This is a genomic window from Actinomycetes bacterium, assembly GCA_035489715.1.
GTDB lineage: Bacteria > Actinomycetota > Actinomycetes > JACCUZ01 > JACCUZ01 > DATHAP01.
This window is the reverse complement of record DATHAP010000056.1, coordinates 1-23716: the sequence shown is the minus strand read 5'-3', so window position 1 is coordinate 23716 and position 23716 is coordinate 1. Positions and strand designations below refer to the sequence as shown.

The 23716-nt window shown below is 73.9% G+C and carries 25 protein-coding genes; 7 read left to right on the top strand and 18 right to left on the bottom strand.

Translation table 11 applies throughout. The features are described 5' to 3' along the window. Both VK640_04920 and VK640_04915 read right to left on the bottom strand, forming a co-directional pair. A partial coding sequence (locus tag VK640_04920; GenBank protein ID HTE72527.1) for a TIGR00730 family Rossman fold protein occupies positions 1 to 493 on the bottom strand: 493 nt, incomplete at its 3' end. A 10-nt stretch (positions 494 to 503) separates the two neighbouring features. After that, on the bottom strand, positions 504 to 989 hold the full coding sequence (locus VK640_04915; GenBank protein ID HTE72526.1) for a MarR family transcriptional regulator: 486 nt from the start codon (positions 987 to 989) through the stop codon (positions 504 to 506). A gap of 90 nt (positions 990 to 1079) precedes the next feature. Here VK640_04915 and VK640_04910 point away from each other — a divergent pair, with 90 nt between their 5' ends. The 3 genes from VK640_04910 (at position 1080) to VK640_04900 (ending at position 3469) form a co-directional block, all read left to right on the top strand. After that, complete coding sequence (locus VK640_04910; GenBank protein HTE72525.1) at positions 1080 to 1604, top strand: VOC family protein; 525 nt, start codon at positions 1080 to 1082, stop codon at positions 1602 to 1604. Between the two features lie 186 nt (positions 1605 to 1790). Continuing rightward, positions 1791 to 2330: a sigma-70 family RNA polymerase sigma factor gene (locus VK640_04905; protein HTE72524.1), complete on the top strand. Its 540-nt coding sequence runs from the start codon at positions 1791 to 1793 to the stop codon at positions 2328 to 2330. Continuing rightward, positions 2327 to 3469, top strand: a complete 1143-nt coding sequence (locus VK640_04900; protein ID HTE72523.1) for a hypothetical protein — start codon at positions 2327 to 2329, stop codon at positions 3467 to 3469. The genes VK640_04905 and VK640_04900 overlap by 4 nt, the downstream gene beginning before the upstream one ends. 6 nt (positions 3470 to 3475) lie before the next feature. On the opposite strand, the gene dapE is transcribed toward VK640_04900, so the two are convergent. Further along, positions 3476 to 4534: a succinyl-diaminopimelate desuccinylase gene (gene dapE, locus VK640_04895; GenBank protein ID HTE72522.1), complete on the bottom strand. Its 1059-nt coding sequence runs from the start codon at positions 4532 to 4534 to the stop codon at positions 3476 to 3478. Continuing rightward, the gene (locus VK640_04890; GenBank protein HTE72521.1) at positions 4531 to 5217 is read right to left on the bottom strand and encodes a VOC family protein; all 687 of its coding nucleotides are present in this window, start codon (positions 5215 to 5217) and stop codon (positions 4531 to 4533) included. Before VK640_04890 ends, dapE begins: the two co-directional genes overlap by 4 nt. 38 nt (positions 5218 to 5255) lie before the next feature. On the opposite strand from VK640_04890, the gene dapD reads away from it, so the two are divergent. From dapD to VK640_04875, 3 genes are read left to right on the top strand one after another with little or no spacing between them, the layout of a single operon-like run. After that, on the top strand, positions 5256 to 6206 hold the full coding sequence (dapD, locus tag VK640_04885) for a 2,3,4,5-tetrahydropyridine-2,6-dicarboxylate N-succinyltransferase (protein ID HTE72520.1): 951 nt from the start codon (positions 5256 to 5258) through the stop codon (positions 6204 to 6206). Between the two features lie 29 nt (positions 6207 to 6235). Then, positions 6236 to 7072: a hypothetical protein gene (locus tag VK640_04880; protein HTE72519.1), complete on the top strand. Its 837-nt coding sequence runs from the start codon at positions 6236 to 6238 to the stop codon at positions 7070 to 7072. 58 nt (positions 7073 to 7130) lie between these two features. After that, positions 7131 to 7964 (top strand): hypothetical protein, encoded by an 834-nt coding sequence (locus VK640_04875; protein ID HTE72518.1) that lies wholly within the window; start codon positions 7131 to 7133, stop codon positions 7962 to 7964. On the opposite strand, the gene dapC is transcribed toward VK640_04875, so the two are convergent. The 5 genes from dapC to VK640_04850 form a co-directional block, all read right to left on the bottom strand. Next, positions 7949 to 9088 (bottom strand): succinyldiaminopimelate transaminase, encoded by a 1140-nt coding sequence (dapC, locus tag VK640_04870; protein HTE72517.1) that lies wholly within the window; start codon positions 9086 to 9088, stop codon positions 7949 to 7951. The genes VK640_04875 and dapC overlap by 16 nt on opposite strands. Next, entirely contained in the window at positions 9085 to 9417 is a 333-nt protein-coding gene (fdxA, locus tag VK640_04865; protein ID HTE72516.1) for a ferredoxin, read from the bottom strand. Before fdxA ends, dapC begins: the two co-directional genes overlap by 4 nt. Positions 9418 to 9501: 84 nt before the next feature. Beyond that, positions 9502 to 9639, bottom strand: a complete 138-nt coding sequence (locus tag VK640_04860) for a hypothetical protein (protein ID HTE72515.1) — start codon at positions 9637 to 9639, stop codon at positions 9502 to 9504. 87 nt (positions 9640 to 9726) lie between these two features. Further along, a complete protein-coding gene (locus VK640_04855; protein HTE72514.1) occupies positions 9727 to 10791 on the bottom strand; it encodes a hypothetical protein in 1065 nt (354 codons plus the stop codon). Then, on the bottom strand, positions 10788 to 11285 hold the full coding sequence (locus tag VK640_04850) for a SigE family RNA polymerase sigma factor (GenBank protein ID HTE72513.1): 498 nt from the start codon (positions 11283 to 11285) through the stop codon (positions 10788 to 10790). The genes VK640_04855 and VK640_04850 overlap by 4 nt, the downstream gene beginning before the upstream one ends. Positions 11286 to 11435: 150 nt before the next feature. Here VK640_04850 and VK640_04845 point away from each other — a divergent pair, with 150 nt between their 5' ends. Beyond that, the gene (locus VK640_04845; GenBank protein ID HTE72512.1) at positions 11436 to 12386 is read left to right on the top strand and encodes a GNAT family N-acetyltransferase; all 951 of its coding nucleotides are present in this window, start codon (positions 11436 to 11438) and stop codon (positions 12384 to 12386) included. A 19-nt stretch (positions 12387 to 12405) separates the two neighbouring features. Here VK640_04845 and VK640_04840 read toward each other — a convergent pair whose 3' ends face one another. The 9 genes from VK640_04840 to mshB form a co-directional block, all read right to left on the bottom strand. Then, complete coding sequence (locus VK640_04840) at positions 12406 to 14163, bottom strand: VanW family protein (GenBank protein HTE72511.1); 1758 nt, start codon at positions 14161 to 14163, stop codon at positions 12406 to 12408. A gap of 1 nt (position 14164) precedes the next feature. Continuing rightward, positions 14165 to 14683 carry a flavin reductase family protein gene (locus VK640_04835; GenBank protein ID HTE72510.1) on the bottom strand — a complete coding sequence of 173 codons (519 nt, stop codon included), beginning with the start codon at positions 14681 to 14683 and terminating at the stop codon, positions 14165 to 14167. 31 nt (positions 14684 to 14714) lie between these two features. Further along, on the bottom strand, positions 14715 to 15677 hold the full coding sequence (locus VK640_04830; GenBank protein HTE72509.1) for a response regulator: 963 nt from the start codon (positions 15675 to 15677) through the stop codon (positions 14715 to 14717). A gap of 13 nt (positions 15678 to 15690) precedes the next feature. Then, a complete protein-coding gene (locus VK640_04825) occupies positions 15691 to 17883 on the bottom strand; it encodes a response regulator (protein ID HTE72508.1) in 2193 nt (730 codons plus the stop codon). A gap of 2 nt (positions 17884 to 17885) precedes the next feature. Next, on the bottom strand, positions 17886 to 19448 hold the full coding sequence (locus VK640_04820) for a methyl-accepting chemotaxis protein (protein HTE72507.1): 1563 nt from the start codon (positions 19446 to 19448) through the stop codon (positions 17886 to 17888). A 92-nt stretch (positions 19449 to 19540) separates the two neighbouring features. Further along, positions 19541 to 20044, bottom strand: a complete 504-nt coding sequence (locus VK640_04815; protein ID HTE72506.1) for a chemotaxis protein CheW — start codon at positions 20042 to 20044, stop codon at positions 19541 to 19543. A gap of 7 nt (positions 20045 to 20051) precedes the next feature. Beyond that, complete coding sequence (locus VK640_04810; protein HTE72505.1) at positions 20052 to 20426, bottom strand: DUF6113 family protein; 375 nt, start codon at positions 20424 to 20426, stop codon at positions 20052 to 20054. A 9-nt stretch (positions 20427 to 20435) separates the two neighbouring features. After that, on the bottom strand, positions 20436 to 22469 hold the full coding sequence (locus VK640_04805; GenBank protein HTE72504.1) for an AAA family ATPase: 2034 nt from the start codon (positions 22467 to 22469) through the stop codon (positions 20436 to 20438). Positions 22470 to 22722: 253 nt separating this feature from the next. Next, on the bottom strand, positions 22723 to 23619 hold the full coding sequence (gene mshB / locus VK640_04800; protein ID HTE72503.1) for an N-acetyl-1-D-myo-inositol-2-amino-2-deoxy-alpha-D-glucopyranoside deacetylase: 897 nt from the start codon (positions 23617 to 23619) through the stop codon (positions 22723 to 22725). Between the last annotated feature and the right edge of the window lie 97 nt (positions 23620 to 23716).

The window sequence follows — 23716 nt, the reverse complement described above, 5'->3', positions numbered from 1 at the left end:
TGCGGGCGAAGAAGTAGCGGAAGTCGACGCCGATGTCGACCCACTCGTTCATGCCCTGCTCGAAGGGCAGCTCGATGCCCAGGCCCACCGACACCCCGCCGGCCTCGCAGGCGCCCTTGTTCGCGGCCTCCATCGCGCCCGGCCCGCCGCCGGTGATGACGGCGTAGCCGGACTCGGCCAGCAGCCGCCCGACCTGCACGCCGAGGGCGTACTCCGAGCTGTCCCGCGAGATCCTGGCCGACCCGAACACGCTGACCGCGCGGCCCAGCTCGGCCAGCGCGCCGAAACCCTCGACGAACTCCGACTGGATGCGCAGCACCCGCCACGGGTCGGTGTGGACCCAGTCGCTCGGCCCGCGCGACTCGAGGAGCCGCTGGTCGGTCGTGCTGGACTCGATCTGGTCGCGGCGCAGCGTGACCGGCCCCTTGTGGACCTCCGTGCGGTCGCCGTCGTCGTCGCCCGTGCCGTCCGGCGGGCTGTACTCCAGAGCCATGCAGCTGAGGCTATCCGGCGTCGTCCGCGGGACCACCCTCGGTGAGCTGCTCGAAAACCAGCCGCAGGGCGGTGACCTGATCCTCGTCGAGCCGGTCGAACATCGCCTGGCGCACCGCCGCCACGTGCCCCGGCGCGGCGGCCACGAGGGCGTCCCGGCCGGCGTCGGTGAGCACGGCCAGCGCGCCACGACGGTCGGTGGGGTGCCGGTCCCGCCGCACCCAGCCCCGCTCCTCGAGCCGGGCCACCGCGTGCGAGAGCCGGCTCGGCGACGAGCTCGTGATGCGTGCCAGCTCGCTCATCCGCAGCGTCCGCCCCGGCGCCTCGGACAGCATGGCCAGCACCATGTAGTAGGCGTGCGGCATGCCGGCGTCGCGCTGCAGCTGCCGGTCCAGGGCCTCGTCGAGTGCGGCCCCGAAGCGCAGGTAGACCCGCCAGGTGCGCTGCTGCTCGTCGGTGAGCCAGCGCGGCTCGGCAGGAGCATCCTGAGAGGGCACCCGCCCACGGTACCGAGGGAATACTTGAACACTCAAGTTCCTTGCTGCTAGCATCATTGAGAGTTCAATCACCACACGCTGGGAGCAGCCATGCCGGTCCGCCGCCTCAACCACGCCGTCCTCTTCGTCCGCGACGTCGACGCCAGCGTCGCCTTCTACCGCGAGGTCCTCGGCTTCGCCCCGATCGAAGGGATGGCCGAGCTGCGCGGCGCCGCGTTCCTGCGCGCACCGAGCTCGACCAACGACCACGACCTCGGCCTGTTCGAGATCGGCGCCCAGGCCGGCCCGTCCGGTGCCGGGCGGTCCACCGTCGGGCTCTACCACCTCGCGTGGGAGGTCGAGACCCTGGCCGACCTGGCCGAGATCGCCGAGCGGCTGCAGGAGCGCGGTGCGCTGGTGGGCGCTACCGACCACGCGACCACCAAGGCGCTCTACGCCAAGGACCCGGACGGCATCGAGCTCGAGGTGAGCTGGCTGGTGCCGGCCGACCGGCTGACCCCGGAGATCCTCGCCCTGCGCAGCGACCTGCGGGCGCTCGACCTGCCGGCCGAGATCGAGCGGTTCGGCGCCGACACCGTGGGCGGCCTCGGCATCTCGGTGCCCGCCCTGGCCTAGCGGCGATCCCGTACCGACCAGCACACAGTCCCCGGCTGCCGGCCCTACCCTCGCCGGCTGTCGCGCTGGCCAAGGAACCGAGAGCCGGAGGACTGAGTGTTCTCCGGTCCGCCCTCAACCTCGAGCCGGCTCGCGCGTCTTCGTGAGGTGACGGGACGCGCAGCGGCACTGGGCCAGGATGAGCCGGTGGCCGACGACCGGGCAGCCGAGGCACCCGCCGACCGGGCAGCCGAGGCACCCGCCGACCAGGCCCTGACCTACGAGCAGCTGTTCCACGCGCACTTCCGCGCCATGGTCCGGCTGGCCGCGATGCTCGGCGCCGACGATCCCGAGGACCTGGCCCAGGAGGCGTTCGTCCGGCTGCACGGCCGGACCCGGGCGATGCGCGACCCCCACGCGGCCGTCGGCTACCTGCGCACCACCGTCGTCAACCTGACCCGGTCCCGGCTGCGGCACCTGTCGGTGGTGCGCCGCGCTCCGGAGGTCGCACCGGAGTACGTCGCCTCCGCCGAGCACGACGCCGTACGTCGCGAGGCCGGTCGTGACCTCGTCGCCGCGCTGGGCCGGCTCTCGGCACGCCACCGCGAGGCGCTGGTCCTGCGCTACTGGCTCGACCTGTCCGAGGCCGAGATGGCCGACGCCATGGGGGTCAGCCGCGGGACGGTCAAGTCCCACGTCTCCCGCGGGCTCGATGCCCTCGCCGCGCTGATGGAGGACCACCGATGAGCCCGGACGCGAACAACAGACTGGAGCGGGAGCTGCTCGAAGCCCGCGCGCACTTCGACGAGGTGCCCGTCTCGCCGGACGCCTGGCAGCAGAACCAGCACCGGCTCGCTGTCGCCCGCCGCCGTCGCGGTGGCCGGCTCATGGCCGTCGCCGCAGCCGTCGTCGCCGTGGTCCTGCTCGGAGCGCTCGTCGCGTCGCTCGCGGACCAGGGACCGGACCGCGGGGCGCCGGGCAGTGGGGGAAGCGGCAGCGACGATCCGTGGCTGCAGGAGAACATCCTCGGCGAGCCGCAGCTGGTCGAGAGCCGGCGACTGGACGGTCGGGACATGGCTCACGAGCTGGTCCTCACCGACACCGACGGCTCGGGGCCGCAGCTGTGCGACCGCTTCACGACGCTGGAGAACGACGGCGGCGCGGGTGGCTGCACACCGCGCCAGCCGGACGCCGACGACTCCTCGGTGGCCGTCGACTGGATCTCGGGCACGACCGGCAGCGGGGACGGCCTGCACGGCGTGGTGGCCGCCGTCGACGACCGGGTCATGAAGGTCCAGGTCTGGATGGACAACGGGGACATGACGCTGGCGGAGCTGCACCCGACCGGCTGGCAGGGCACCCGGGTGCTGGCCTTCACGGCGCCGCCCGGGGCACCGGTCCCGCAGCGGCTGGTGGCCTACTCCGACGCCTCGGGGACGGTGCTGCAGGCCGTCGACCTGGCCCACCTGTTCGGCAAGAGCTGGCTGCCGAACCAGCAGGCGGACTGCGCCGGCGTGCAGCAGGTGGCGGCCGCCAGCTTCGCCGGCGGCATCACCGTCCAGGCCTCCTTCATCGACGCGCGGATCTCCTACACCGGTACGGGTGCTGGCGGCACGCGCGAGGTCTGCCGGTCCATGACCGAGGCACCGGTAGCTGTCGTGCGCACCGGTGACCGGCTGGTCCTGGTCATGGCGCCCGAGGTGGCCGCGATCCGGCTCGACGGCCAGGGACGGCTCGGCCCGTCCGGTCCGGCGGCGCCGGTCGGCACCACGATCTGGCGGGCGACCGTCCGGCCGGTGCAGGACCTCCGCCCCGAGGACACCCTGGAGTTCCTGGACGGGTCCGGCGCCGTGCTGCAGCGCCTGCCGGTCAGGTGGATCATCTGAGCCCGGTCAGGACAGCCAGGCGAGCATCCGCTCCTCGCACTCGAGGATCGGCGCCACGTCGCAGTACTCCTCGCGCTGGTGCGCGACGCCCGGGTCGCCCGGACCGTAGTTGACGGCCGGCACCCCGAGAGCCGAGAACCGCGCCACGTCGGTCCAGCCGAACTTCGGCTGCGGCTCCCGGCCGACCATCGTCACGAAGGCGGCGGCTGCGGGCTCGGACAGGCCGGGCAGCGCGCCGGGTGCCGAGTCGACCACCTCGACGTCGTACCCGTCGAGGACCCGCCGCACGACCTCGGCGGCCTCGCCCTCCGACCGCGACGGGGCGAAGCGGTAGTTGACGCTCACCCGGCACTCGTCCGGGATGACGTTGCCGGCCACTCCCCCGGTGATGCCGACCGCGTTGAGCCCCTCGCGGTAGACCAGGCCGTCGATCTCGACCTGCTCCGCGTCGTACGCCTCCAGCCGGCGCAGCACCTCCCCCGCCGCGTGCACCGCGTTCCTGCCCAGCCACGACCGGGCCGAGTGCGCGCGGTGGCCGCGCAGCACGACGTCGGCGCGCATCGTCCCCTGGCAGCCGCCCTCGACGGTCGCGTTCGTCGGCTCCATCAGGACCGCGAAGTCGCCGGCCAGCCAGTCGGCGTGGTCACGGGCGATCCGGCCGAGGCCGTTCTTCTCGGCCTCGACCTCCTCGTGGTCGTAGAAGACGTAGGTCACGTCGCGGTTCGGCTGGGCCAGGTGGGCGGCCAGCCGCAGCTGCACGGCGACCCCGCTCTTCATGTCGGTGGTGCCGCAGCCGTGGATCCGGCCGCCCTCCACCCGGCACGGCAGGTTGCCGCCGAGCGGCACCGTGTCGATGTGGCCGGCGAGGACGACCCGCTCGGCCCGGCCCAGCGACGTGCGCGCGACGAGGGCGTCGCCGGCGCGGTCGACAGAGAGGTGCGGTACGTCGCGCAGCGCCCGCTCGAGCTGGTCGGCCAGCACCTTCTCGCTGCCGCTGACCGACTCGACGTCGCACAGGGCCACGGTCAGGTCGGGGCCGGACAGGGACAGGTCGAGAGCTGTCACGAGCCGGACCCGCGGGGCGAGAAGACGCAGAACTCGTTGCCGGCCGGGTCGGACAGCACGTGCCAGTCGATGTCGACGTCGGGGCCGCGCAAGAGGGTCGCGCCACGACGTACCAGCTCGTCGACGTCGTCGCTGACCACGTCCCAGTGCCACCGGTTCTTCACCGTCTTGGGGTCGTCGACGCCGACGAACTTCCAGACCTCCCACGGCAGCCCCGGCACGTCGGCCAGCCACCGCCGCAGCCCGCCGGGCGCCTCGACCGCCGACGCACCGAGGACGTCGGCCCACCACACGGCGTCGCCCTCGGGGTCGGCCGAGTCGACGACGAGGGCGTCCGGCGCGCCCTGCCCCGACGGGAAGACGCACAGCTCGTTGCCTTCCGGGTCGGAGAGCACCGTCCAGCGGTAGCTGTCGGTGTGGTGGTCGTCGAGCACCCGCCCGCCGGCCTCGATCAGCGGGGCGTACGTCGGCAGGACGAGGTCGAGGTGCACCCGGTTCTTGACCGCCTTCGGCCCAGGGACCGTGTTGAACCACACGGTCTGCTCCGGCTGCGCACCGCGCAGCACGACGTCGCCGGAGTCCTGCGTCTCGGCCGCGAGCCGCAGAACACCAGCCCAGAACGGCACCACGTCGGCCGGCCGGACGGCGTCGGGGCAGAGGTCCTTCCATCGCGCGAGTGCCACGAGCGAGGACGCTATCCCGCTCTGGCAGGCTCTCGCCCATGAGTTCCCCCGCACACGGCACCGGCGTCCTCACCCGGCACTCCTCCGGCCAGGTGCTCGATGTGTGGTACCCCGACCCGCAGCTCGGCGAGCCCGACGAGCCCGAGGGACGACGTGCGGGTGAGGGCCCGCAGCTGCAGCACCTGGTCGGTGACGACGAGGCCCGGGACGTGGTGCGCGAGCTGGTCACGTCCCAGGTGGACCTGGCGGCGGCACCGGCCGACACCGCCGACGTCTGGCTGCGGCTGCACCTGCTCTCCCACCGGCGGGTCCGCCCGCGCGAGGCGGACCTGACCGGGGTCTTCGGGCTGCTGACCAACGTGGTGTGGACCAACCACGGGCCGTGCGCGGTCGAGGGCTTCGAGCTGACCCGGTCGAGACTGCAGCGGCGCGGGCCGGTCACGGTGCTGGGCGTCGACAAGTTCCCGCGGATGGTCGACTACGTGCTGCCCGCCGGGGTGCGGGTCGCCGACGCCGACCGGGTCCGCCTCGGGGCGCACCTCGCCGCCGGCACCACCGTGATGCACGATGGCTTCGTCAACTACAACGCGGGCACCCTGGGTGCCTCGATGGTCGAGGGGCGGATCAGCGCCGGCGTCGTCGTCGGTGACGGGTCCGACGTCGGCGGCGGCGCCTCGATCATGGGCACCCTCTCGGGCGGTGGCACCGAGGTCATCTCGGTCGGCGAGCGCTGCCTGATCGGGGCCAACGCCGGCATCGGCATCTCGCTCGGCGACGACTGCGTCGTCGAGGCCGGCTGCTACGTGACGGCCGGCACCAAGCTCACGGTCCGCGGTGGCGACGACGACGGCGCGGTCGTCAAGGCGCGCGACCTCTCCGGCCGCGACCAGCTGCTGCTGTGGCGCAACAGCGTGACCGGCGCGATCGAGGTCACCGCCCGGCAGGGGTCGTGGGGGTCGCTCAATGCCGCGCTGCACGCGAACGACTGACCGGGCGGCCGGGCGGGAAGAGGGGCCGCGTGCGGCTGACCCGGCGTGGACGCGCCCTGGTGGCCGTCCTCGTGGTGGCCCTGCTGGGTGCCGGGGCGACGTACGTCCTGCGCACCACCACCCTCGGCGCCGCGCTCGGTCTCGGCGGCGGCCCGGCATGCGTGCTGACCGCAGGCGGCCAGGACGAGGAGTGGTCGGCCGACGAGGCGATGACCGCGACCACCGTGGCCGGTGTCGGCAGCCGGATCGGTGCGACCGTCAACGGGGTCGCGGCGGCGGTCGCCCGGTCGCTGCGGGTCGAGCGGGAAGGGCCGATGTCAGTCCCGGCGGCGCGGCAGGTCTACCGAGACCTGCCCGACGTCGCACGACCGACCGCCGAGGCGCTGCGCACCGCGCTCGCCCTGCTCGGCGACGAGGGGTCGGCCCTGACCTGCACGGTGGACGTCGTGGGCGGCGACGACCTGCCGCGCCAGGACCCAGGAGAGCTCGGGCTGACCGCACGCGCCGACCGGGTGCGGCTCTCGATGCGCGAGGTGTTCGGCAGGCAGGTGCTCGGCGGCTTCGAGCCGGACGGGGTCTCGAGCGGGCACGTCGAGGGGTCGACGCACTACGAGGGCCGCGCGATCGACGTCTTCTTCCGGCCGGTGTCGGCCGCCAACCAGCGGCTCGGCTGGCAGCAGGCGCTGTGGGCCGTCGCGCACGCCGAGCGGCTGTCGGTCGCCACCGTGATCTTCGACCGGGAGATCTGGACCGCGTCCCGCTCGCCGCAGGGCTGGCGGACCTACCGCTATCCCGGCGGCGACACGGACAACCCGGTCCTCCTGCACGAGGACCACGTGCACGTCGACGTCCTCGAGGGCGGCTGAGGCAACGATCCGGACACGGGCCCTGGCGCCCGGCCGCCGGGCGGGTGAGGCTGCAGAGGTGCTGCGGAGCCGGAGCTGGCGGGTGCCGGCCGTCGGCGTGCTCGGGGCCGCCGTGGTGGCCGGCGCGATCGCCGCCGCGTCGCAGCCGTCGTCGCCGGACGAGCGACCGGGGGCCGGCCGGGACGCCACGTCGGCCGCGCCGTCACCGAGCAGCACCCTGCCGGTGGTGCTCTCGAGCTGCTTCGTCCCCTCGACGCCGACCAACGTCTCCTTCGCCACCGCCGACGCCATGGAGCTCACCACGCTGGCGGCGGGGGTGCGCGACGTGGCGCGGGGCCGGGGCCGGGTGGAGGCGTCTGTCACGCTGGCCGCCCCGGACGTGACGCCCGAGCAGGTGGCTGCCGCCGCCGACTCCCTGCTCGGCCTGCGACCGGCCAACCAGCTCACCTGCGCGCACCCACGGGCCGAGGTGGACCCCGAGGAGATGGGGCCGAACGGGCTGACGCCGCGGGCCCAACGGCTGCGCCGGGCGTGGACCCGGGTCTTCGGTCCGATCGTCAGCGGCGGGTTCGCCGGCGGCGGCGTCAGCACCGGGCACGTCGACGGGTCGTCGCACTACGACGGCCGGGCGGTCGACGTCTTCTTCCGGCCGTTCGGCGACCCCGAGCAGAAGCGCCGCGGCCTGGTCTTCGCGCAGTGGCTGGTGGCGCATGCGGAGCGCTACTCCGTGCTGTCGGTCATCCACGCGGACCGGATCTGGACGTCGTGGGCGGCCTACCTCGGCTGGCGCGACTACGTCCACCCCAGCGGGGACACCCGCAACCCGGTGCTGCGCCACCTCGACCACGTGCACGTCGCCGTGGAGAGCGGCGAGCCCTACCGCGGCGGCTGACCGGGGGCGCCGCCCAGGCGGGCGACCGCTGCTGTGACCCGCTCGTCGGTCGCGGTGAGGGCCACCCGGACGTGACGCGCGCCGGCCGGGCCGTAGAAGGAGCCCGGTGCGACCAGGACGCCCAGGCCGGCCAGGCGCTCGACGGTCGCCCAGCAGTCCTCGTCGCGGCTGGCCCAGAGGTACAGGCCGGCCTCCGAGTGGTCGACCCGGAAGCCCCCACCGGTCAGCGCAGTCAGGAGCTGCTGACGACGTACGGCGTAGCGGGCCTTCTGGCCAGCGACGTGCGCATCGTCGCCGAGCGCGGCCACCATCGCCCCCTGCACCGGGGCCGGCACCATCATCCCGGCGTGCTTGCGCACCTCGAGCAGCTCACGGACGAGCTCCGGGTCGCCGGCGGCGAACGCCGCGCGGTAGCCGGCCATGCTCGACTGCTTGGACAGCGAGTAGAGGACGAGCAGGCCGCGGTGGTCGCCGCCGCACACCTCGGGGTGCAGCAGCGAGACGGGCGGCGCGCCGTCGTCCCAGCCGAGCTCGGCGTAGCACTCGTCGGCGGCGACGACGGCGCCACGTTCGCGGGCCCAGTCGACGACCTTGCGCAGGTGCGCGGCGGGCAGCACCCGGCCGGTGGGGTTGGACGGCGAGTTGACCCAGACCAGGCGCACCGGCTGCGGGCCGAGGGCGGTCAGGCCGTCGGTCGCGACCGGGGTCGCACCGGCCAGGCGGGCGCCCACGTCGTAGGTCGGGTAGGCGGTCTCCGGGTGCACGACGACGTCCCCCGGGCCCAGGCCGAGCAGCGTCGGCAGCCAGGCGACCAGCTCCTTGGAGCCGATCGAGGGCAGCACGCCGGCCGGGTCGACGTCGGGCACGCCGCGCCGCCGGGCGAACCACCCGGCGACCGCCGCCCGCAGGGGCGGCGTGCCGTAGGTCAGCGGGTAGCCGGGGGCGTCGGCGGCGGCGCGCAGCGCCTCCTGGACGACCTCGGGCGTGGGGTCGACGGGGGTGCCGACCGACAGGTCGACGATCCCGTCGGGATGGTCGCCTGCGGTCCTGGCGTACGGCGCCAGGGTGTCCCAGGGGAAGTCGGGCAGCCGGCCGGCGAGGCGCCCGCCGGTCTGCGCGCTCAGTGGCTGGCGTCCTGGGTCTGCGGGGGCAGCGCCTCGATCAGCGGGTGGTCCTTGTCGATCTTGCCCATCTTGGAGGCACCGCCCGGCGAGCCGAGGTCGTCGAAAAACTCGACGTTGGCCTTGTAGTAGTCCTTCCACTGCTCCGGGGTGTCGTCCTCGTAGAAGATCGCCTCGACCGGGCAGACCGGCTCGCAGGCGCCGCAGTCGACGCACTCGTCCGGGTGGATGTAGAGCATCCGGTTGCCCTCGTAGATGCAGTCGACGGGGCACTCCTCGATGCATGCCTTGTCGAGCAGGTCGACGCACGGCTGTGCGATGACGTAGGTCACTGTCGGTTCCTCCTGGAGAGGATCGGCTGCGGTTCTGGGGCTCCGGCGTCCCCAGTATCCCTCTCCGGGCGGCCTGGACACCCCTCAGGGGGACAGGATCTCGCAGAGGGCTGCGTCGTGGTCCTCGTCCGGGCCGACCCGCCCGATCTTGGTCTCCTCGCCATCGGTGCCGAAGACGACGGTGAACGAGCCGGCCTGGCCGGTGACGCCGGAGCCCGGCACCGGCCAGTGGAGGACGAGACCGGTGACTCTGAGGGTCGCACTGTGGTGGCGGCCCGGCATGTCGCGTGCTGCGTGTGACGGACCGGTCTAGGGCCGATCCCAGTCGATACCGGCGCTGCGGCCCTCGCCGCCGACCAGCTGCTCGTTCACGCCGGTCGCCAGGTCGAGCCGACTGACCTGCACGGCTCGCCGGACGTCCCAGACCAACGTGGTGGAGTCCGGGGACCAGACGACACGCGCGCTGTCCGGGAACAGACCAGGGTCCTCGAAGGTGAGGACCGGCCGGATCTGGCTGCCGTCGGCCGCCGCAACGCAGATGCACTTCAGCGAGTCGCTGTAGAACCCGATCTGGGTGCCGTCCGGGGAGAAACGCACGCCGGTCGTCTCGCCGTCGCCATCGAGGAACGGCGTGAGCCTGCCGGTGGCCAGATCGAACTTCTCGACGACCATCTCCCCGCCTGTCGTCGACCGATCGAAGCCCAGGACGAGGGCGGACCCGTCGGGGGTCCAGTCCATCGGACGGACGTACGGGGCACGGAACTCGCGCAGCGCCTCGACCTTGCCGGTGGCGACGTCGACGACCCGCAGCTCCGAGTTGGCCATGTAGGCGATCCGGCTGCCGTCCGGCGACCAGATCGGGCCGTAGAGCCCGGTGGCGCCCTCTTCGGTCCGCGCCGGAGGCGGATCGTCGAGTCGGGTGGAGCTCCACGGTCCCCGTTCGGCGACCTTCGCGACGGCCAGGTGACCGCTGCCGTCGACGTAGGCCACCCGGGCCCCGCCGGGAGCGAAGCGCGGTTCCTTGCCGTCGAGGACCTTGCGTGGCTTGTCGCCCTGGTCCGACACCAGCAGGACCTGCTCGCCGGCGCCATAGACGATCCGGTGGCCGGGCAGGGGCAGCTCGCGGGTCTGCTCCTGCTTCTCGGTGGGCGGGCTGTCAGCCCGGTCGTCCCCGACGACGAGGGCGGCGCCGGCGACCAGGACGCCGACGGCAGCAGCGGCCGCTGCCAGCACCGCGGCGACCCGGCGCCGGCGGTGGACACGCACGGTCCGCTCGAGCCGCCGGAGTGCCTGGTGCGAGTCGGTGACGGTCATCGTGGTGGCCTCCCGGTGCAGGGCCTCCGCCAGGAGGGTGGTGACGTCGGGCGTGGTCATGACGTGGCCTCCATGCGGCGGCCGAGGGTCGCCACACCACGGGACGCGTGCGACTTCACCGCTCCCGCGCTGATGCCGAGCGAGTCGGCGATCTGCGCCTCCGACAGGTCGAGGTAGTAGCGCAGCACCAGCACCTGCCGCTGTCGCCACGGCAGCTCCCGCAGGTGGGACAGCACCGCCCGGTGGTCCGCACGGTCCAGCGCCTCGGTCTCGGCGGACGCCGTCGGCACCGGCACGTCCTGCGCGTGCAGGCGGCGCACCCGCCGGCTGCGCAGGTGGTTGCGGGAGCCGTTGGCCACCGCGGCGCGCAGGTAGAAGAGCGCCCGCTCGGGGTCCCGGAGCGACCCCCACCGCCGGTGCAGCTGGGCGAACGCCTCCTGGACCACGTCCTCCGCGGTCTCGACGTCGTCCACCAGGAGCCGGGCCAGCCGGACCAGTGACGCCCAGTGCGTGTGGAACAGCACGGTCACGGCCTCGTCGCGGCCCGTCGGCAGGGCGTCGTCGGGTGCGCCGGGGCGGCGCTCTCGTGCCGTGGTGTTCACAACCGGAGAGACACCCGGCCCGGCCCGGGGTTTACCGACGACCTTGCCGATGTTCGGGCACCTCCCCGGTCTCAGGTGTACTCCATCGGCGACAATCCCGGGGTGGCGCTCGATCAGTCGGCCGTGGGGCAGCGGGTCAGCGTGCGGCGGCGGGTCGACGGCGGGCTGACCGACGTCCTGGGCCACCTGCTCGACGTGACCGAGGACCACCTCGACGTGCTGAGCCACGGCGAGGTGCTGGCGCTGCCGGTGGCGGACGTCACGGCGGCCAAGGTGGTGCCGCCGGCGACCCCCCGCCGGAGCTGGGCCGTGCCGCAGGTGTCGCCGGCCGACATGCAGCGGATCTGCTGGGCCGGCTGGCCGGCGCGCGAGACCGAGCGGCTCGGCGACTGGGCGCTGCGGGCGCACGCCGGCATCACCGGCCGTGCCAACTCGGCCATGGCCGTGGGTGACCCCGGCCGTCCGGTGGAGGAGGCGCTGCGGGAGGTCGCGGACTGGTACGCCGGGCGCGGACTGCCGCCGCTGCTGCAGCTGCCGCTGGCCGACCCGGCGAACCGGGCGATGGCCGACGCCGGGTGGGCCCGCCTGCACGTCACGGTGGTCCAGGTGGCCCCGATCGCCCCGCTGCTCGGGTCCGTGCCGGAGCCGACGATGCGGGCCGTCGTCGAGCCCACGCCGTCAGCCGACTGGGTGTCCCTGATGCACGACGTCGACGAGGACGTCGACACCCACGTCGAGATCCTGACCGGGCCGGCGGTCGTCGGCTTCGCAACGCTGTACAGCGACCAGCCTGTCGGCCAGCCCCTCGGCATCGGCCGGGTCTCCGTCGAGGGCGAGTGGGCCGGGGTCACCTCCGTCGACGTCGCACCGGCCGCGCGGCGGCGCGGCGTGGGCACCGACGTCATGGCCGTCCTGCTCTCGTGGGCCGCCCAGCAGGGTGCCGTGGCGTCCTACCTCCAGGTCCGGGCCGGCAACCCCGGCGCGCTCAAGCTCTACGAGGCCCTGGGCTACGTCACGCACCACCCCTACAACTACCGCGCACCGACCACTTGACCGCGCCGCGGCCGGCCGGTCAGGATCGGCCGCTGGTGCCGCAGACGACCTCGTGCTCGGGCTCGTACTTCGTGCGGAACACCTCGGATCCGACCAACGCGCCTCCTCGGCCCAGCTCGTGCAGCTCACGGGTGACCCGCACCCGGAAGCCCGGCACGCCCTGGGTGGCGACGCAGGTGCCCGGCTCGACGCCGGGCGGCCGCGGGTCGTAGACGACCTCGAACGGCTTGACGTCGTACCGCGGCGACGTCACGGACTCGACCCGGTAGCGCTTGGTGCCCCACACCTGCACCGTGACCGAGCTGTCGGTCCAGCTCGTGGTGACGAACACGCCGTGGTCGGAGTCGTTGCGGAAGCGCAGGTCCTTCACGCCCCAGGCGATCGTGGACTCCCGGCCCTCGGGGTAGCGCGAGATGTAGAAGCTGTGCGGGTTGTGCTCGACGATGTCGAGCCCGGCGAAGAACGCGGCGTTGAACGTCGTCGTGGCCAGCTGGGAGACGCCGCCGCCGAAGTCCACCTCGAGCCGCCCGTCCTCGATGATGAAGCCGGCGGCGAAGCCTCGCTCCTCCGTCCGCTCCCCCACCGTGTCGTTGAAGCTGAACACGTCGCCCGGCAGCACCAGCGTGCCGTCCATCAGGTCGGCGGCGCGGTGGATGTTGGTCAGCCGGCCCGGGAAGTCCGACGGGTAGTAGGTGGTGTACTCCGACACCTTCTCGACCACCCCGAGCGACTGCGCCAGCTCGGTCGACACCTCCGGCTCGCTGGCCTCCAGCGCGACGGTGGCCGCACGTGCCGGTCCGGTCTCGGTGAGCACCGGCAGCACGGCGGCGGCCAGCGAGCGCGGCACGACCTCGCGGCCCTGCTGCGCCGGCGCGACCTGCGGCCGGCCGTCCACGATGTCGAAGCTCGCGTCGCGGGCCGGGTCCTCGACCTCCGCCAGCTCCTCGGCGACGGCCGCGTGCAGCCGCTCGCCGCGCAGCCGCGGCACCAGCCCGCCGTCGCGCGGCTCGAGCACCAGGGCCGCGCCGATCGCCTCAGGCGCCAGCTGCACCGTGATGCCCTCGACGGTCAGGGCGACCGGCGCCGACACGGCGGGCTCCACCACCTCGGCGACCGCCCGGTCGACGGCCTGCTGGTCGATCGCCGGCCGACGGACCCGGGTCGGCAGCTCGACCGGGCCGGTCCGGTCGGGGTCCAGGTAGGCATCTGCGACGGCGTCCGCCGCCGCACCACGAGGCACCCGCAGACCGTCGACGGGCGTCACCGGCCGGACCTCGGTGCCCTCCACCCGCACCGCCCCCTCGACCGGTGCGCGGTCCACCCGGTCGGCCAGCCGGTCGACCCTCGCGGTCAGCGCGGCACGGTCCACCGTCACGACCGGTGCCACCTCGGCGCCGCCGACGAGCGCGTCGAGCAGGTCGGCGGGGTTCCACGACCTCGCTCCGGCCGCGTCCACCGTGGCGTCCACGTCCAGGCTCAGCCCGGCACCGGCCGGCCACAGGCTGCGCGCCTCCGGTCCGGCCCGCACCGGCAACGGTGCCCGTGCCTCGTCACGCAGCTCGCGGGTCAGGGTGCGGGCCGCCTCCTCCCGGCTCAGCCCGCCGATGGAGACGCCCAGCACGGTGGTGCCGCGGGCGATGCCGGGACCGGCGAGGACGTACGCCGTCAGGTACCCGACGACGAGGACGCCGGCGGCCGCGCCGAGCACGAGGAGCACCCGGGTCCGCGCGGACCGGCCGGCCAGACCGTCGGCGCGGCCGGCGAGAGGTCGGAGCACGTCAGGCGAACCGGCCGTAGCGGCCCCGGTGGTGGACGAGGGGCACCCCGTCGCGGTCCCCCTCGACGGCGGCGAGGACCGCGCCGAGCACGATGTCGTGGTCGCCGCCGTCGTAGACCGCCTGGGTCCGGCACTCCAGCCAGGACACGGCGCTGTCCAGGAGCGGTGCGCCGGTGATGCCGCGGTGGTGCGGGAAGCGGTCCATCTGGCCGATCAGCGGCCGGCCCTTCATGGCGAACCAGTCGGCGGCCCGCCGGCCGCTCGCCGGCAGGATCGAGACCGCCCACGTGCCGGACTCGAGGACCGCGTCGCGGAAGCGCGCCTCCTTGTCGACGCAGACCAGCACGAGCAGGGGGTCCAGCGAGACCGAGGTGAACGCACTGGCGGTCATCGCGTGGTCGGTGCCGCCGACGCGGCTGGTGCACACCGTGACGCCGGACGCGAAGTGGCCGACGGCGCGCCGGTAGGCGGCGGCGTCGACTGTCGGGTCGGGCGGGACCGCCTCGGCTGGCAGGGACATCGCCTACGACAGTACCCGCGGCCGAGCAGGGTCAGGCGTGCTGCTCCCGGCCGGCCAACCGGGCGTTGTTGATGACGACGGCGGCCGGTCCCTCGATCAGCCGCAGCGTGTTGAGCGACGCCTCGCCGAAGGCGTTCTTGGTCGCGCTCGACATCGCGATCGCGCCGACGATGCGGCCCGCCGCCCGCAGCGGCATCGACAGAAAGGTTGCCATCCGGCCCTCGTCGTCCTGTCCGAGCAGGCCACGCGGGTCCGCGACGCGGGGCACCAGGTCCCTCACGTCGACGGCGGTCCCGGTGACCTGGCTGGCCGCATCGGCGACCGCGCCGAAGAACTCGGTGTACTGCATCTGCGAGGACTCGCGGGCCACCGTCAGGTAGGTCACGCCGTCGTCGAGCATGCACACGGCGGCCAGGTCGTAGTCGACGATCCGGCCGAGCACGCCCAGCACCGCGGCGACCGACTCCTCGAAGCCGTGCACGTCGGCGGCGATCTGGGTCACCTCGGCGGAAACCGACGCCTCGAACAGCTTGCGGTCGAGCAGCTCGGAGACCCGGGCCAGCACCTCGTCGTCGGCCAGCTCGACGGGGTCCGGACGCAGCGGCGGACGGCCGCCGCGCGCCTCGTCGGCCGCGGTGATCACCTCGTGCACCGCCTCCACCAGCTGCGGCGCCTCGAAGTCCTTGGTCAGGAACCGGTCCGCGCCGGTCTGCTTGCCCCAGTAGCGGTCGGAGGCGGCGTCCAGCGACGTCAGCAGCACGATCGGCACCTCGGCGGTCTGCCAGTCGTCCTTCAGCAGCCGGGCGGCGACGTAGCCGGAGAGCCGCGGCATCTGGACGTCCAGGATGATCGCGTCGGGCTGGGTGCGGAAAGCGCCCTGCACGGCCTCCACGCCGTCCTCGGCGGTGACGACGGTGAAGCCGGCGCGCTCCAGCACGGTCGAGACGATCCGGCGGAGGGTGGGGCTGTCGTCGGCGATCAGCACGGTGGGCATGAGGGGCTCCTTCTCAGCGGCCCAGCAGACGCCGGACCGTATCGATGAGTTCGGCCTGGTCGAACTCGCTCTTGAGCAGGTAGGCGCTGGCTCCCGCGTCCAGGCCGGCTCGCTGGTCGGCCGGGTCCCCGCGCGAGGTCATGATCACCACCGGGACGTCCTCCCAGCCACGGGTGCGGCGTAGGGTCCGGGTCAGGGTGAACCCGTCCATCCCGGGCATCTCGACGTCGGAGAGCACCAGGTCGACCGGGTCGTCGGCCAGCCGGGAGGCGCCGTCGGTGCCGTCCACGGCGGTGAGCACCTCGTAGCCGGCGCCCTCGAGGATCACCCGCTGCAGCTCGCGCACGCCGACCGAGTCCTCCACGACGAGCACCCGCGGGCGGGCCCCGGACCGGCGGTCGGGGCCTGCGGCGGCGGTGCGCCGGGCGGCGGGCGTGGACTCGGGCAGCGGCATCTTGGGTGCTCCGGCCGCCAGCTGGCGGGCGGCCAGCTCGCGCACGTCGAGGACGAGCAGCACGCTCCCGTCACCGTCGATGGTGGCCCCGGCCACGGCCGGCAGCCGGCCCAGGAAGCCGCCGAGCTCCTTGACCACGACCTCGCGCTCCCCCTCGAGGTCGTCGACGGCGAGGGCGAGCATCTCGCCGGCCGCACCGTGGTGCACGACGACGGCGGCGCGGGCGTCGCGCTCGCCGGTGACGTCGAGCGCCGCGCCGAGGTCGACGACCGGCATCGTCCGGCCCTCGCGGACCAGCACCGGCACGCCGGCCACCTCGTGGCGCTCCGCGGTCGCCAGCCCGATGGTCTCGACGACGCCGGCGACGGGCAGGGCGTAGCGCTCGCCGCCGACCCGGGCCAGCAGGCAGCGCAGCACGCCGAGGGTGACCGGGAGGGTGATGACGAAGGTGGTGCCGGTGCCCGTCGCGGAGCGCACCTCGAGCGCCCCGGAGAGGTCCTCGACGACCGTGCGTACGACGTCCAGCCCGACACCGCGCCCCGAGCTGCGGGTGACCGCGTCCGCGGTCGAGAAGCCGGGGGCGAACATGACCTGGAGCAGGGCCGGCCCGCTGGCCGTGCTGTCCTCCGGGAGCAGGCCGCGGGACACGGCGGCGGCGCGCAGGCCGTCCTCGTCGACACCACGGCCGTCGTCGGAGACCTCGATGACCACCGTCGACCCGGCGGCGCGGGCCGCGACGGTCACCGTGCACCGGGCCGGTTTGCCGTGCGCCAGCCGGGCGGCCGGGGTCTCGCAGCCGTGGTCCACCGCGTTGGTGACCAGGTGACGCAGCGAGTCGGCGACGGCGTCGAGCACCCGGGTGTCGAGCTCGACGTCCTGGCCGCGGAGGACCAGGTCGACGTCCTTGGCCTCGGCTCCGGCCCCGGCGAGCTCCCGCACGAGCTGCGGGAAGCCGGCCACGACCCGGCGCAGCGGCACCATCGCCAGGCCCATGGCACCGTCGCGGACCGAGGCGACCCGGCTGCTCGCGTCGTCGGCCAGCGTGTGCAGGTCGCGCAGGGCCGCCCCGTGCTGGTCGCCGAGGGCGACGAGGGCGTGCAGGTGGGCCAGGGTGGCCTGGGGCAGGTCGAGGTCGGCCAGGTCGTCGCGCAGGGCGCGGACCACCTCGGCCTGCTCGACCGCCAGCGAGGTGAGGTCGCGACCGTGCCCGGCGAGCCGGCGGACGTCGAGCTCGGCCTCGCCGACGACGTCGAGCAGGTCGTGCACCCGGCGGGTCGGGACCCGGATCGACTCGCCGGACCGCGGCCGGTCGGCGTCGGACTCGGCCTCGGCCAGTGCTTCCAGCCGCGGCACGGCCACCGGCTCGTCGCCGGCGGAGGCGCTCTCGAGCGCGGCGACCACGGCCGCCAGCTCACCCGGGCCGACCGGGCGGGCAGCGCCGGGAAGGGACCGGTTGATGCTCTCGGCGGCGACCAGCAGCAGGTCGACGAGGTCCTTGCGGACCGTGATCCGGCTGTCGCGCAGGGCGCCGAGCAGGTCCTCGGCGCGGTGCGCCACGTCCACGACCCCGTCGAGGCCGAGCATCCGGGCCGAGCCCTTGACCGTGTGGGCGTCGCGGAACAGCCCGCTCACCAGCTGGCGGGGGGACGGGTGGCCCTCCAGCCGCAGCAGGCCCTCGCACAGCGACGCCAGCCGCTCCTCGACCTCGGCACGGAAGGTGGCGACGAGCTCCGGGTCGTCGGCCCAACCCATGGTCAGGAGACCCGGAACTGCTCGATCGAGGAGCGCAGCTCGGCGGCGAGCACGTTGAGCTGGGCGGCGGAGGCCGCGGCCTGCTTCGACCCGACGGCGTACTGCCGGGACACGTCGGACACCTGCGTCATCGCCGAGACGACCTGGTCGGACGCCGAGCGCTGCTGCTGGGTCGCGATCGAGATCTCCTTGGCGGCCGTCGTCGTCTCGTCGACCATCCCGGAGATCCGCTCCAGGGCGTCCACGACCTCGCGGGCCAGGGCGGACCCGGTGTGGACCTCCTTGGCGCCTTCCTCGCTGGCCAGGATGGTGGCGCTGGTCTCGGCCTGGATCTGGGTCACGATGGCCTGGATCTGCCCGGCGGACTCCTGCGAGCGCTCGGCCAGCTTGCGCACCTCGGAGGCGACCACCGCGAAGCCGCGCCCGTGCTCGCCGGCCCGGGCGGCCTCGATGGCCGCGTTGAGCGCGAGCAGGTTGGTCTGGTCCGCCAGGTCGTCGATGACGACGAGGATCCGGCCGATCTCCTGACCCTTCTCGCCCAGCGACAGGGCCCGGGTGGCGATCGAGTTGACCCGCTCGGCGATGGCGTCCATGGCCGCGACCGACGTGGCGACGGCGGTCCGGCCGTCCTCCGCGTGGCGCAGGGTCTCGGCGGCGTAGCGCGCGACCGACTCCGCGGTGTCGGCGATCTGGGCGGCGGTCGCGGCCAGCTCCTCGATCGTCGACGTGGTCTCGGCGACGGCCGACGACTGCTGCGTGGCGCTGGCCGCGTGCTCCTCGGCCGTGGCGAGCAGCTCGCCGGCGCTCGACGTGATCTGCTCGCCGCCGACCCGGATCTGCTCGACGAGCTGGCGCAGGTTGAGCAGCGTGTTGTTGAAGCTGTGCGTGAGCGCCGCGACCGAGGCGCTGACCTCGTCGTTGGGCGAGTCGGAGACCTGCACCGCCAGGTCGCCCTCCGCCGCCTGGGACAGCACGGCCGAGAGATGGTCAACCCGGCGGGCCAGCTGGTCGCGCTCCTCCTGGGCCAGCCGGCGCTCGTCCCACACGGTCGCGCACAGCATGCCGACGAACCACGCGATGCCGGGGCCGAGCGGGAGGACGAGGACGAGGAAGGCGACGTCGGAGGAGTCGACCGGGCCGGCGACGAGCACCGCGGCGGCCAGGGCGACCGTGGAGAAGAAGCCGATGAACAGGCTGCGGGCGCGCGACATGGTGACCGCCGCGATCAGCAGCGGGGTGGCCATGAGCACCCAGTAGGGCGCCTCGAGACCGCCGGTCACGGCGACCAGGCCGGACACCCAGACGACGTTGGCGACGACCAGACCGGTCCGGTAGCGCTCGAGGTGGTCCTCACCGACCAGCCGCTCGCCGAACAGCGTGAGGGCGGCCAGCCCGGCGGCGCTCACCACGCCGACGCCGAGCCACATCGCGGCGGCCGCCAGCGAGAAGTCGGCGCCGTTGGCCTTGTCCAGGCCCACGGCCAGGGCCGCGACCAGCACCGTCACGCCGAGCGTCGCGGCCGACGCGCCGTTGACCTTCTTCCAGAACTCCACCACGACCTCCACCGGACAGGGAGTCCCCTGACTCCCTCCTTCCATCGGGTCGGCACCCGCCCGGCTGTAGGCCGAACGGGTACCTCTCCCTAGGGAGGAGGTGCTCAGGAGGCGGTGGACCCGCCGCGACGGCGGTCCACCCGGTCGCGCAGGGCGAGCACGGCCGCGGCGTCGAGCACCGCGATCGGTCCGGCCCGGTCGGCGACCTGGCCGGTGACGAGGGCGGCCGCATCGGCAGGCAGCGTGGGCGGGGCGGGCGCGGCGCACGCCAGGTCGGCGTCGTGCACCCCTGGCACGGCCTCGGCGACGACGCCGACGATCAGGTCACCGCGCGACACCACGACGAGCCGGGCGCTGCTCGCGAGCGGCACCGAGGGGGTGGCGAAGAGCGGGCGCAGGTCGAGCACCGGCAGCACCCGGCCCCGCCAGTTGGCCACGCCCAGCAGCCAGGTCGGCGTCCGCGGGACCCGCGTCACCCGTGGGAGCGGGGCGACCTCCGCCACGTCGGCCATGTCGACGGCGTAGCGGGAGCCACCCAGGCGCAGGACGACCGCGCCGACGGGGGCGACCAGATCGCCGCCCGGCGCGTCGACGCTCGGCAGGGACACGTCCGAGTCATCGGCCCGCGGCCGCCGGCGCTGTAGTCAGCAGCGGCCACGGCGCGGCCACCCCGACGGCCGCGAGGACCAGGCCACCCAGCGACCAGGCGTAGCCGAGCAGGTCACCCGGCACGACCAGGTCGCCCTCGGGCCGTGGGGCGGAGAGCAGCAGCAGGGCGAGCAGCCACCCGGCCGCCGTGGCCGCCGGCCCGGTGCGGGACCGGCTGGCCAGCCCGGCGGTCGCCAGGGCGGCCGCCGTGAGGGCGTACGCACAGAGCAGCCCGACCGGCACGCCGGCGACCACCTGGGCGTGGACGAAGGACCCCAGCGCACCGACCAGCACGCCCAGCGCCACCAGGACGGCGTGCAGCAGCAGCCTGGCGAGTCGCACCCGCGCAGACTATGCAGGCGGCTCGACCAGGCGGCCCGGGGTCGTCCCGCGGCCGGCGGGCCGCAGGTCGATCGTGGCCGCCGAGTCATCGGGCCGGTCCCCGTCGCGGGCCGCCGACTCGAGCACGTCGGTGATCTCGGTGCCGATGAGCTCGTGCCGCTCGACGAGCGCGTCGCGCAGCGCGGCGACCAGGTGCATGTTGCTGTCCAGCAGGCCGCGCACGACCACCTTCTGCCGCTGGAGCAGCTCCTCCACCCGGGCGCGTCCCTCGGCGTCGCCGAGCACCCGGCCGACGATGTTGGTGTCGGAGAACGCGCTGTTCTGGATCGCGGCGTAGGACACCAGCGTGTCGCCCATGCCGCACGACCCGGTCATCTCCGCCGCCACGTTCGTCGCGTAGAGCAGGTCGCCGCCCGGGCCGGTGGAGACGTCGCCGAAGAAGAGCTCCTCCGCGACCTGGCCGCCCATCGCGATCTGGATCAGCGCGGTCATCTCCTTGCGCGACCGGGTGTAGACCTCGTCGCGGTCGCCGTGGGCGAGCATGCCGAGGGCGGAGCGTCGCTTGACGATCGTGAGCACCTCGAGCCGGCGCTCCGGCGCGACGAGCCAGGCGACCGTCGCGTGCCCGGCCTCATGGGTGGCGATCAGGTGCTTCTCGTGGTCGGTGTAGGCGACCGGCTGCCCCATGCCGACCTCCTCGACCAGCCGGGCCTTGTCGACGTCCTTCCAGCACATCGCCCGGTCGCCGCGCCGGACCGCGTTGACCAGCGCCTCGTCGAAGAGGTGCTCGATCATCACCGGCGAGTAGCCCTGGGTGACCCCGGCGAGCGCCTCACGCCGGTCCGGATCGTCCAGCTCGGGCGCGTGCGCCTTGCTCTCGAGGAAGTGGTCGATCAGCTCGCGACGGCCGCGCTTGCTCGGCAGCTCGAAGGTCAGGCGCCGGTCGAAGCGGCCGGGGCGCAGCAGCGCCGGGTCCAGGTTGTCGGCACGGTTCGTCGCGGCGATCAGCAGCAGGTTGGTCGACGGCGGGGTCGGCCGCTTGAGCTGGCGGTGCAGCGGCAGATAGAGGTTGACCCGGTCGGCCATCTTGGTGCGGGCCTTCTGCCACCCGGTCGGCTCGTCGAAGGACTGCAGCTGGACCAGGAGCTCGTTCACGACGCCGCCGACGCCCTCGCTCATCACCTGGTTGACCACGGTGCCGGAGCCGGCCGCACCCGCGGCCGAGGCGTAGACCGAGGGCAGCCCGGTCATGCCGCCGCAGTCCAGACGGCTGGTCGCCCGGGCGACGTCGGGCATCGCCGTGGCGCTGAGGCCGCCACGGGCCATCGCGATCGCGTCGATCTCCTCGATGAAGCCGATCGCGCCGCCCTCCTGGCGCGCCGCCTTGCGCAGGGCCTTGAAGTAGGAGCGAATCTTCTTCGCGGTGGCGCCGTAGAACATGGACTGGAACGACGTGGCACTCACGAACAGGAAGGGCACGCCGGCCTCGGCGGCCATCGCCTTGGCGAGGTAGGTCTTGCCGGTGCCGGGGTTGCCCTCGAAGAGCAGACCGCGCCGGGGCGTGCCGCCCATCTCGCTGGCGAAGGTCTTGTGCGCGAGGAAGAGGTTCAGGGATCGGACCACGTCCTCCTTGACCGGGTCGATGCCTACGACGTCGTCGAGCCGGGTCTCGATCTGTTCCGGCCGGTACATGACGTGCGGCGACCGGCCGGTGAACACGAACTGGCCGAGGAGCACGAAGATCAGCAGCAGGAAGAACAGCGACGGCACCAGCAGGAGCGGGTCGACCGACGGCAGGTTGAACAGGTCGAGCGGGTTGCCGCTCAGGATGCGGTACCAGAGGTACGCCGTCGGGACCCCGACCACGAGCAGCAGCGTGAGCAGCCGCTTGCGACGGATGACCTCGCGGTTGCGGCCGACGTCGGCCGTCGAGTGCCGCGCCAGGCCGGTCGACCGCAGGCCGTCGGTGACGGTTTCCTGCGTCGGCCCGTCCGGCACCGCGAGCTCCGCCGTCGCCGGCCCCGTCGTGCGCTTGTCGCCCACAGCCCCTCCCAGGTCGTAGCCCTTCGCCCCGTCGGCGCATCGGCGACGTTCACCCGAACGGCGCATCAACTCCGACCCGCCCGTCGCCGATCCCACTTCTGGCGGACGAGCATCTGCGGGAAGTCTCACCCGCCCGGTGGCCGGTGCATCCTCCCCGCCCGGGCTTTCACCCGGATGCGGGGCCCCGGTCACCCGTTCGGCGCAACGCGTGCGGACGACGGTGACGCAGCGTCGTCACCCGCGGCGGGGCGACTCAGTCGATCCCGGCGAAGAGGTCGGTCTCGCGCCCGTCCTGGTCACGCTCCGTGCCGGGCTCGCCGTGCACCAGCTGGTAGAACTCGATGCCCCACACCTCGTTGCCCAGGTTGTTGGACAGCGCGAAGAAGGGGCCGTCGACCGTGATCTGGGTGGCGTGCGCCCGCATCGCCGCGAGCTTGGCATCGACGTGGCTCATGGCGTCGACCGCCGTGGTCACCAGATGGTCCGGAGTGGCAAGCGGGAGGTCGCCGTCCGGGTCGGCGTCGTCGAAGAAGGTGGCGTCGCCGGCGTCGCGCATGCGGCGCATGCCGTCACGCAGCCAGGACTCAGGAACCGCGTTCCAGTAGATCTTGGTGACCTGCCACGGCTCGCCCCCGGCGGTCACCGACGGGTCGGCCGCCAGCTCGACCGCGCGCATGGACACCCGGTGGGCCTGGATGTGGTCGGGGTGGCCGTAGCCGCCGTTCTCGTCGTACGTCACGAGGACCTGCGGCCGCACCTCCCGGAGGACTTCGACCAGGAGCAGTGCCGCCTCGTCGACGTCGGCCTGCCAGAACGCGTCCGGGCGGTCGTTGGTGGGCAGCCCCATCATCCCCGAGTCGCGGTAGCGGCCCGCCCCGCCGAGGAAACGGTGGTCGCGGACTCCGAGCGCCTCCATCGCGGTGGCCAGCTCCTCGACCCGGTGCCGGCCGAGCTGGTCCTCCTGGTCGGCGGCGAGGTGCGACAGCTCGGGGACGAGCACCTCGCCCTCCTCGCCCAGGGTGCAGGTCACCAGGGTGATGTGGGCGCCCTCGGCGACGTAGCGCGCCATCGTGGCGCCGTTGCCGATCGTCTCGTCGTCGGGGTGTGCGTGCACGAGCAGCAGCCGCCGGTCCGAGTCCAGGGCACGCATGACCGTCTCGGCCTCGGGCTGCGTCTGCTCCAGGACGGCCTCGGCCTCCTGGAGCACCGCGTCCTCGACCGACGACGGCGGCCGGCCGGTGGCGCCG

Bases quoted from the DNA above. Each gene is read 5' to 3' on its own strand.
- VK640_04910 (HTE72525.1), top strand. From the start codon at position 1,080: ATGCCGGTCCGCCGCCTCAACCACGCCGTCCTCTTCGTCCGCGACGTC.
- VK640_04900 (HTE72523.1), top strand. From the start codon at position 2,327: ATGAGCCCGGACGCGAACAACAGACTGGAGCGGGAGCTGCTCGAAGCC.
- dapD (HTE72520.1), top strand. From the start codon at position 5,256: ATGAGTTCCCCCGCACACGGCACCGGCGTCCTCACCCGGCACTCCTCC.
- VK640_04855 (HTE72514.1), bottom strand. From the start codon at position 10,791: ATGACCACGCCCGACGTCACCACCCTCCTGGCGGAGGCCCTGCACCGG.
- VK640_04835 (HTE72510.1), bottom strand. From the start codon at position 14,683: ATGTCCCTGCCAGCCGAGGCGGTCCCGCCCGACCCGACAGTCGACGCC.
- VK640_04830 (HTE72509.1), bottom strand. From the start codon at position 15,677: ATGCCCACCGTGCTGATCGCCGACGACAGCCCCACCCTCCGCCGGATC.
- VK640_04825 (HTE72508.1), bottom strand. From the start codon at position 17,883: ATGGGTTGGGCCGACGACCCGGAGCTCGTCGCCACCTTCCGTGCCGAG.
- mshB (HTE72503.1), bottom strand. From the start codon at position 23,619: ATGCGTGCCCTGGACTCGGACCGGCGGCTGCTGCTCGTGCACGCACAC.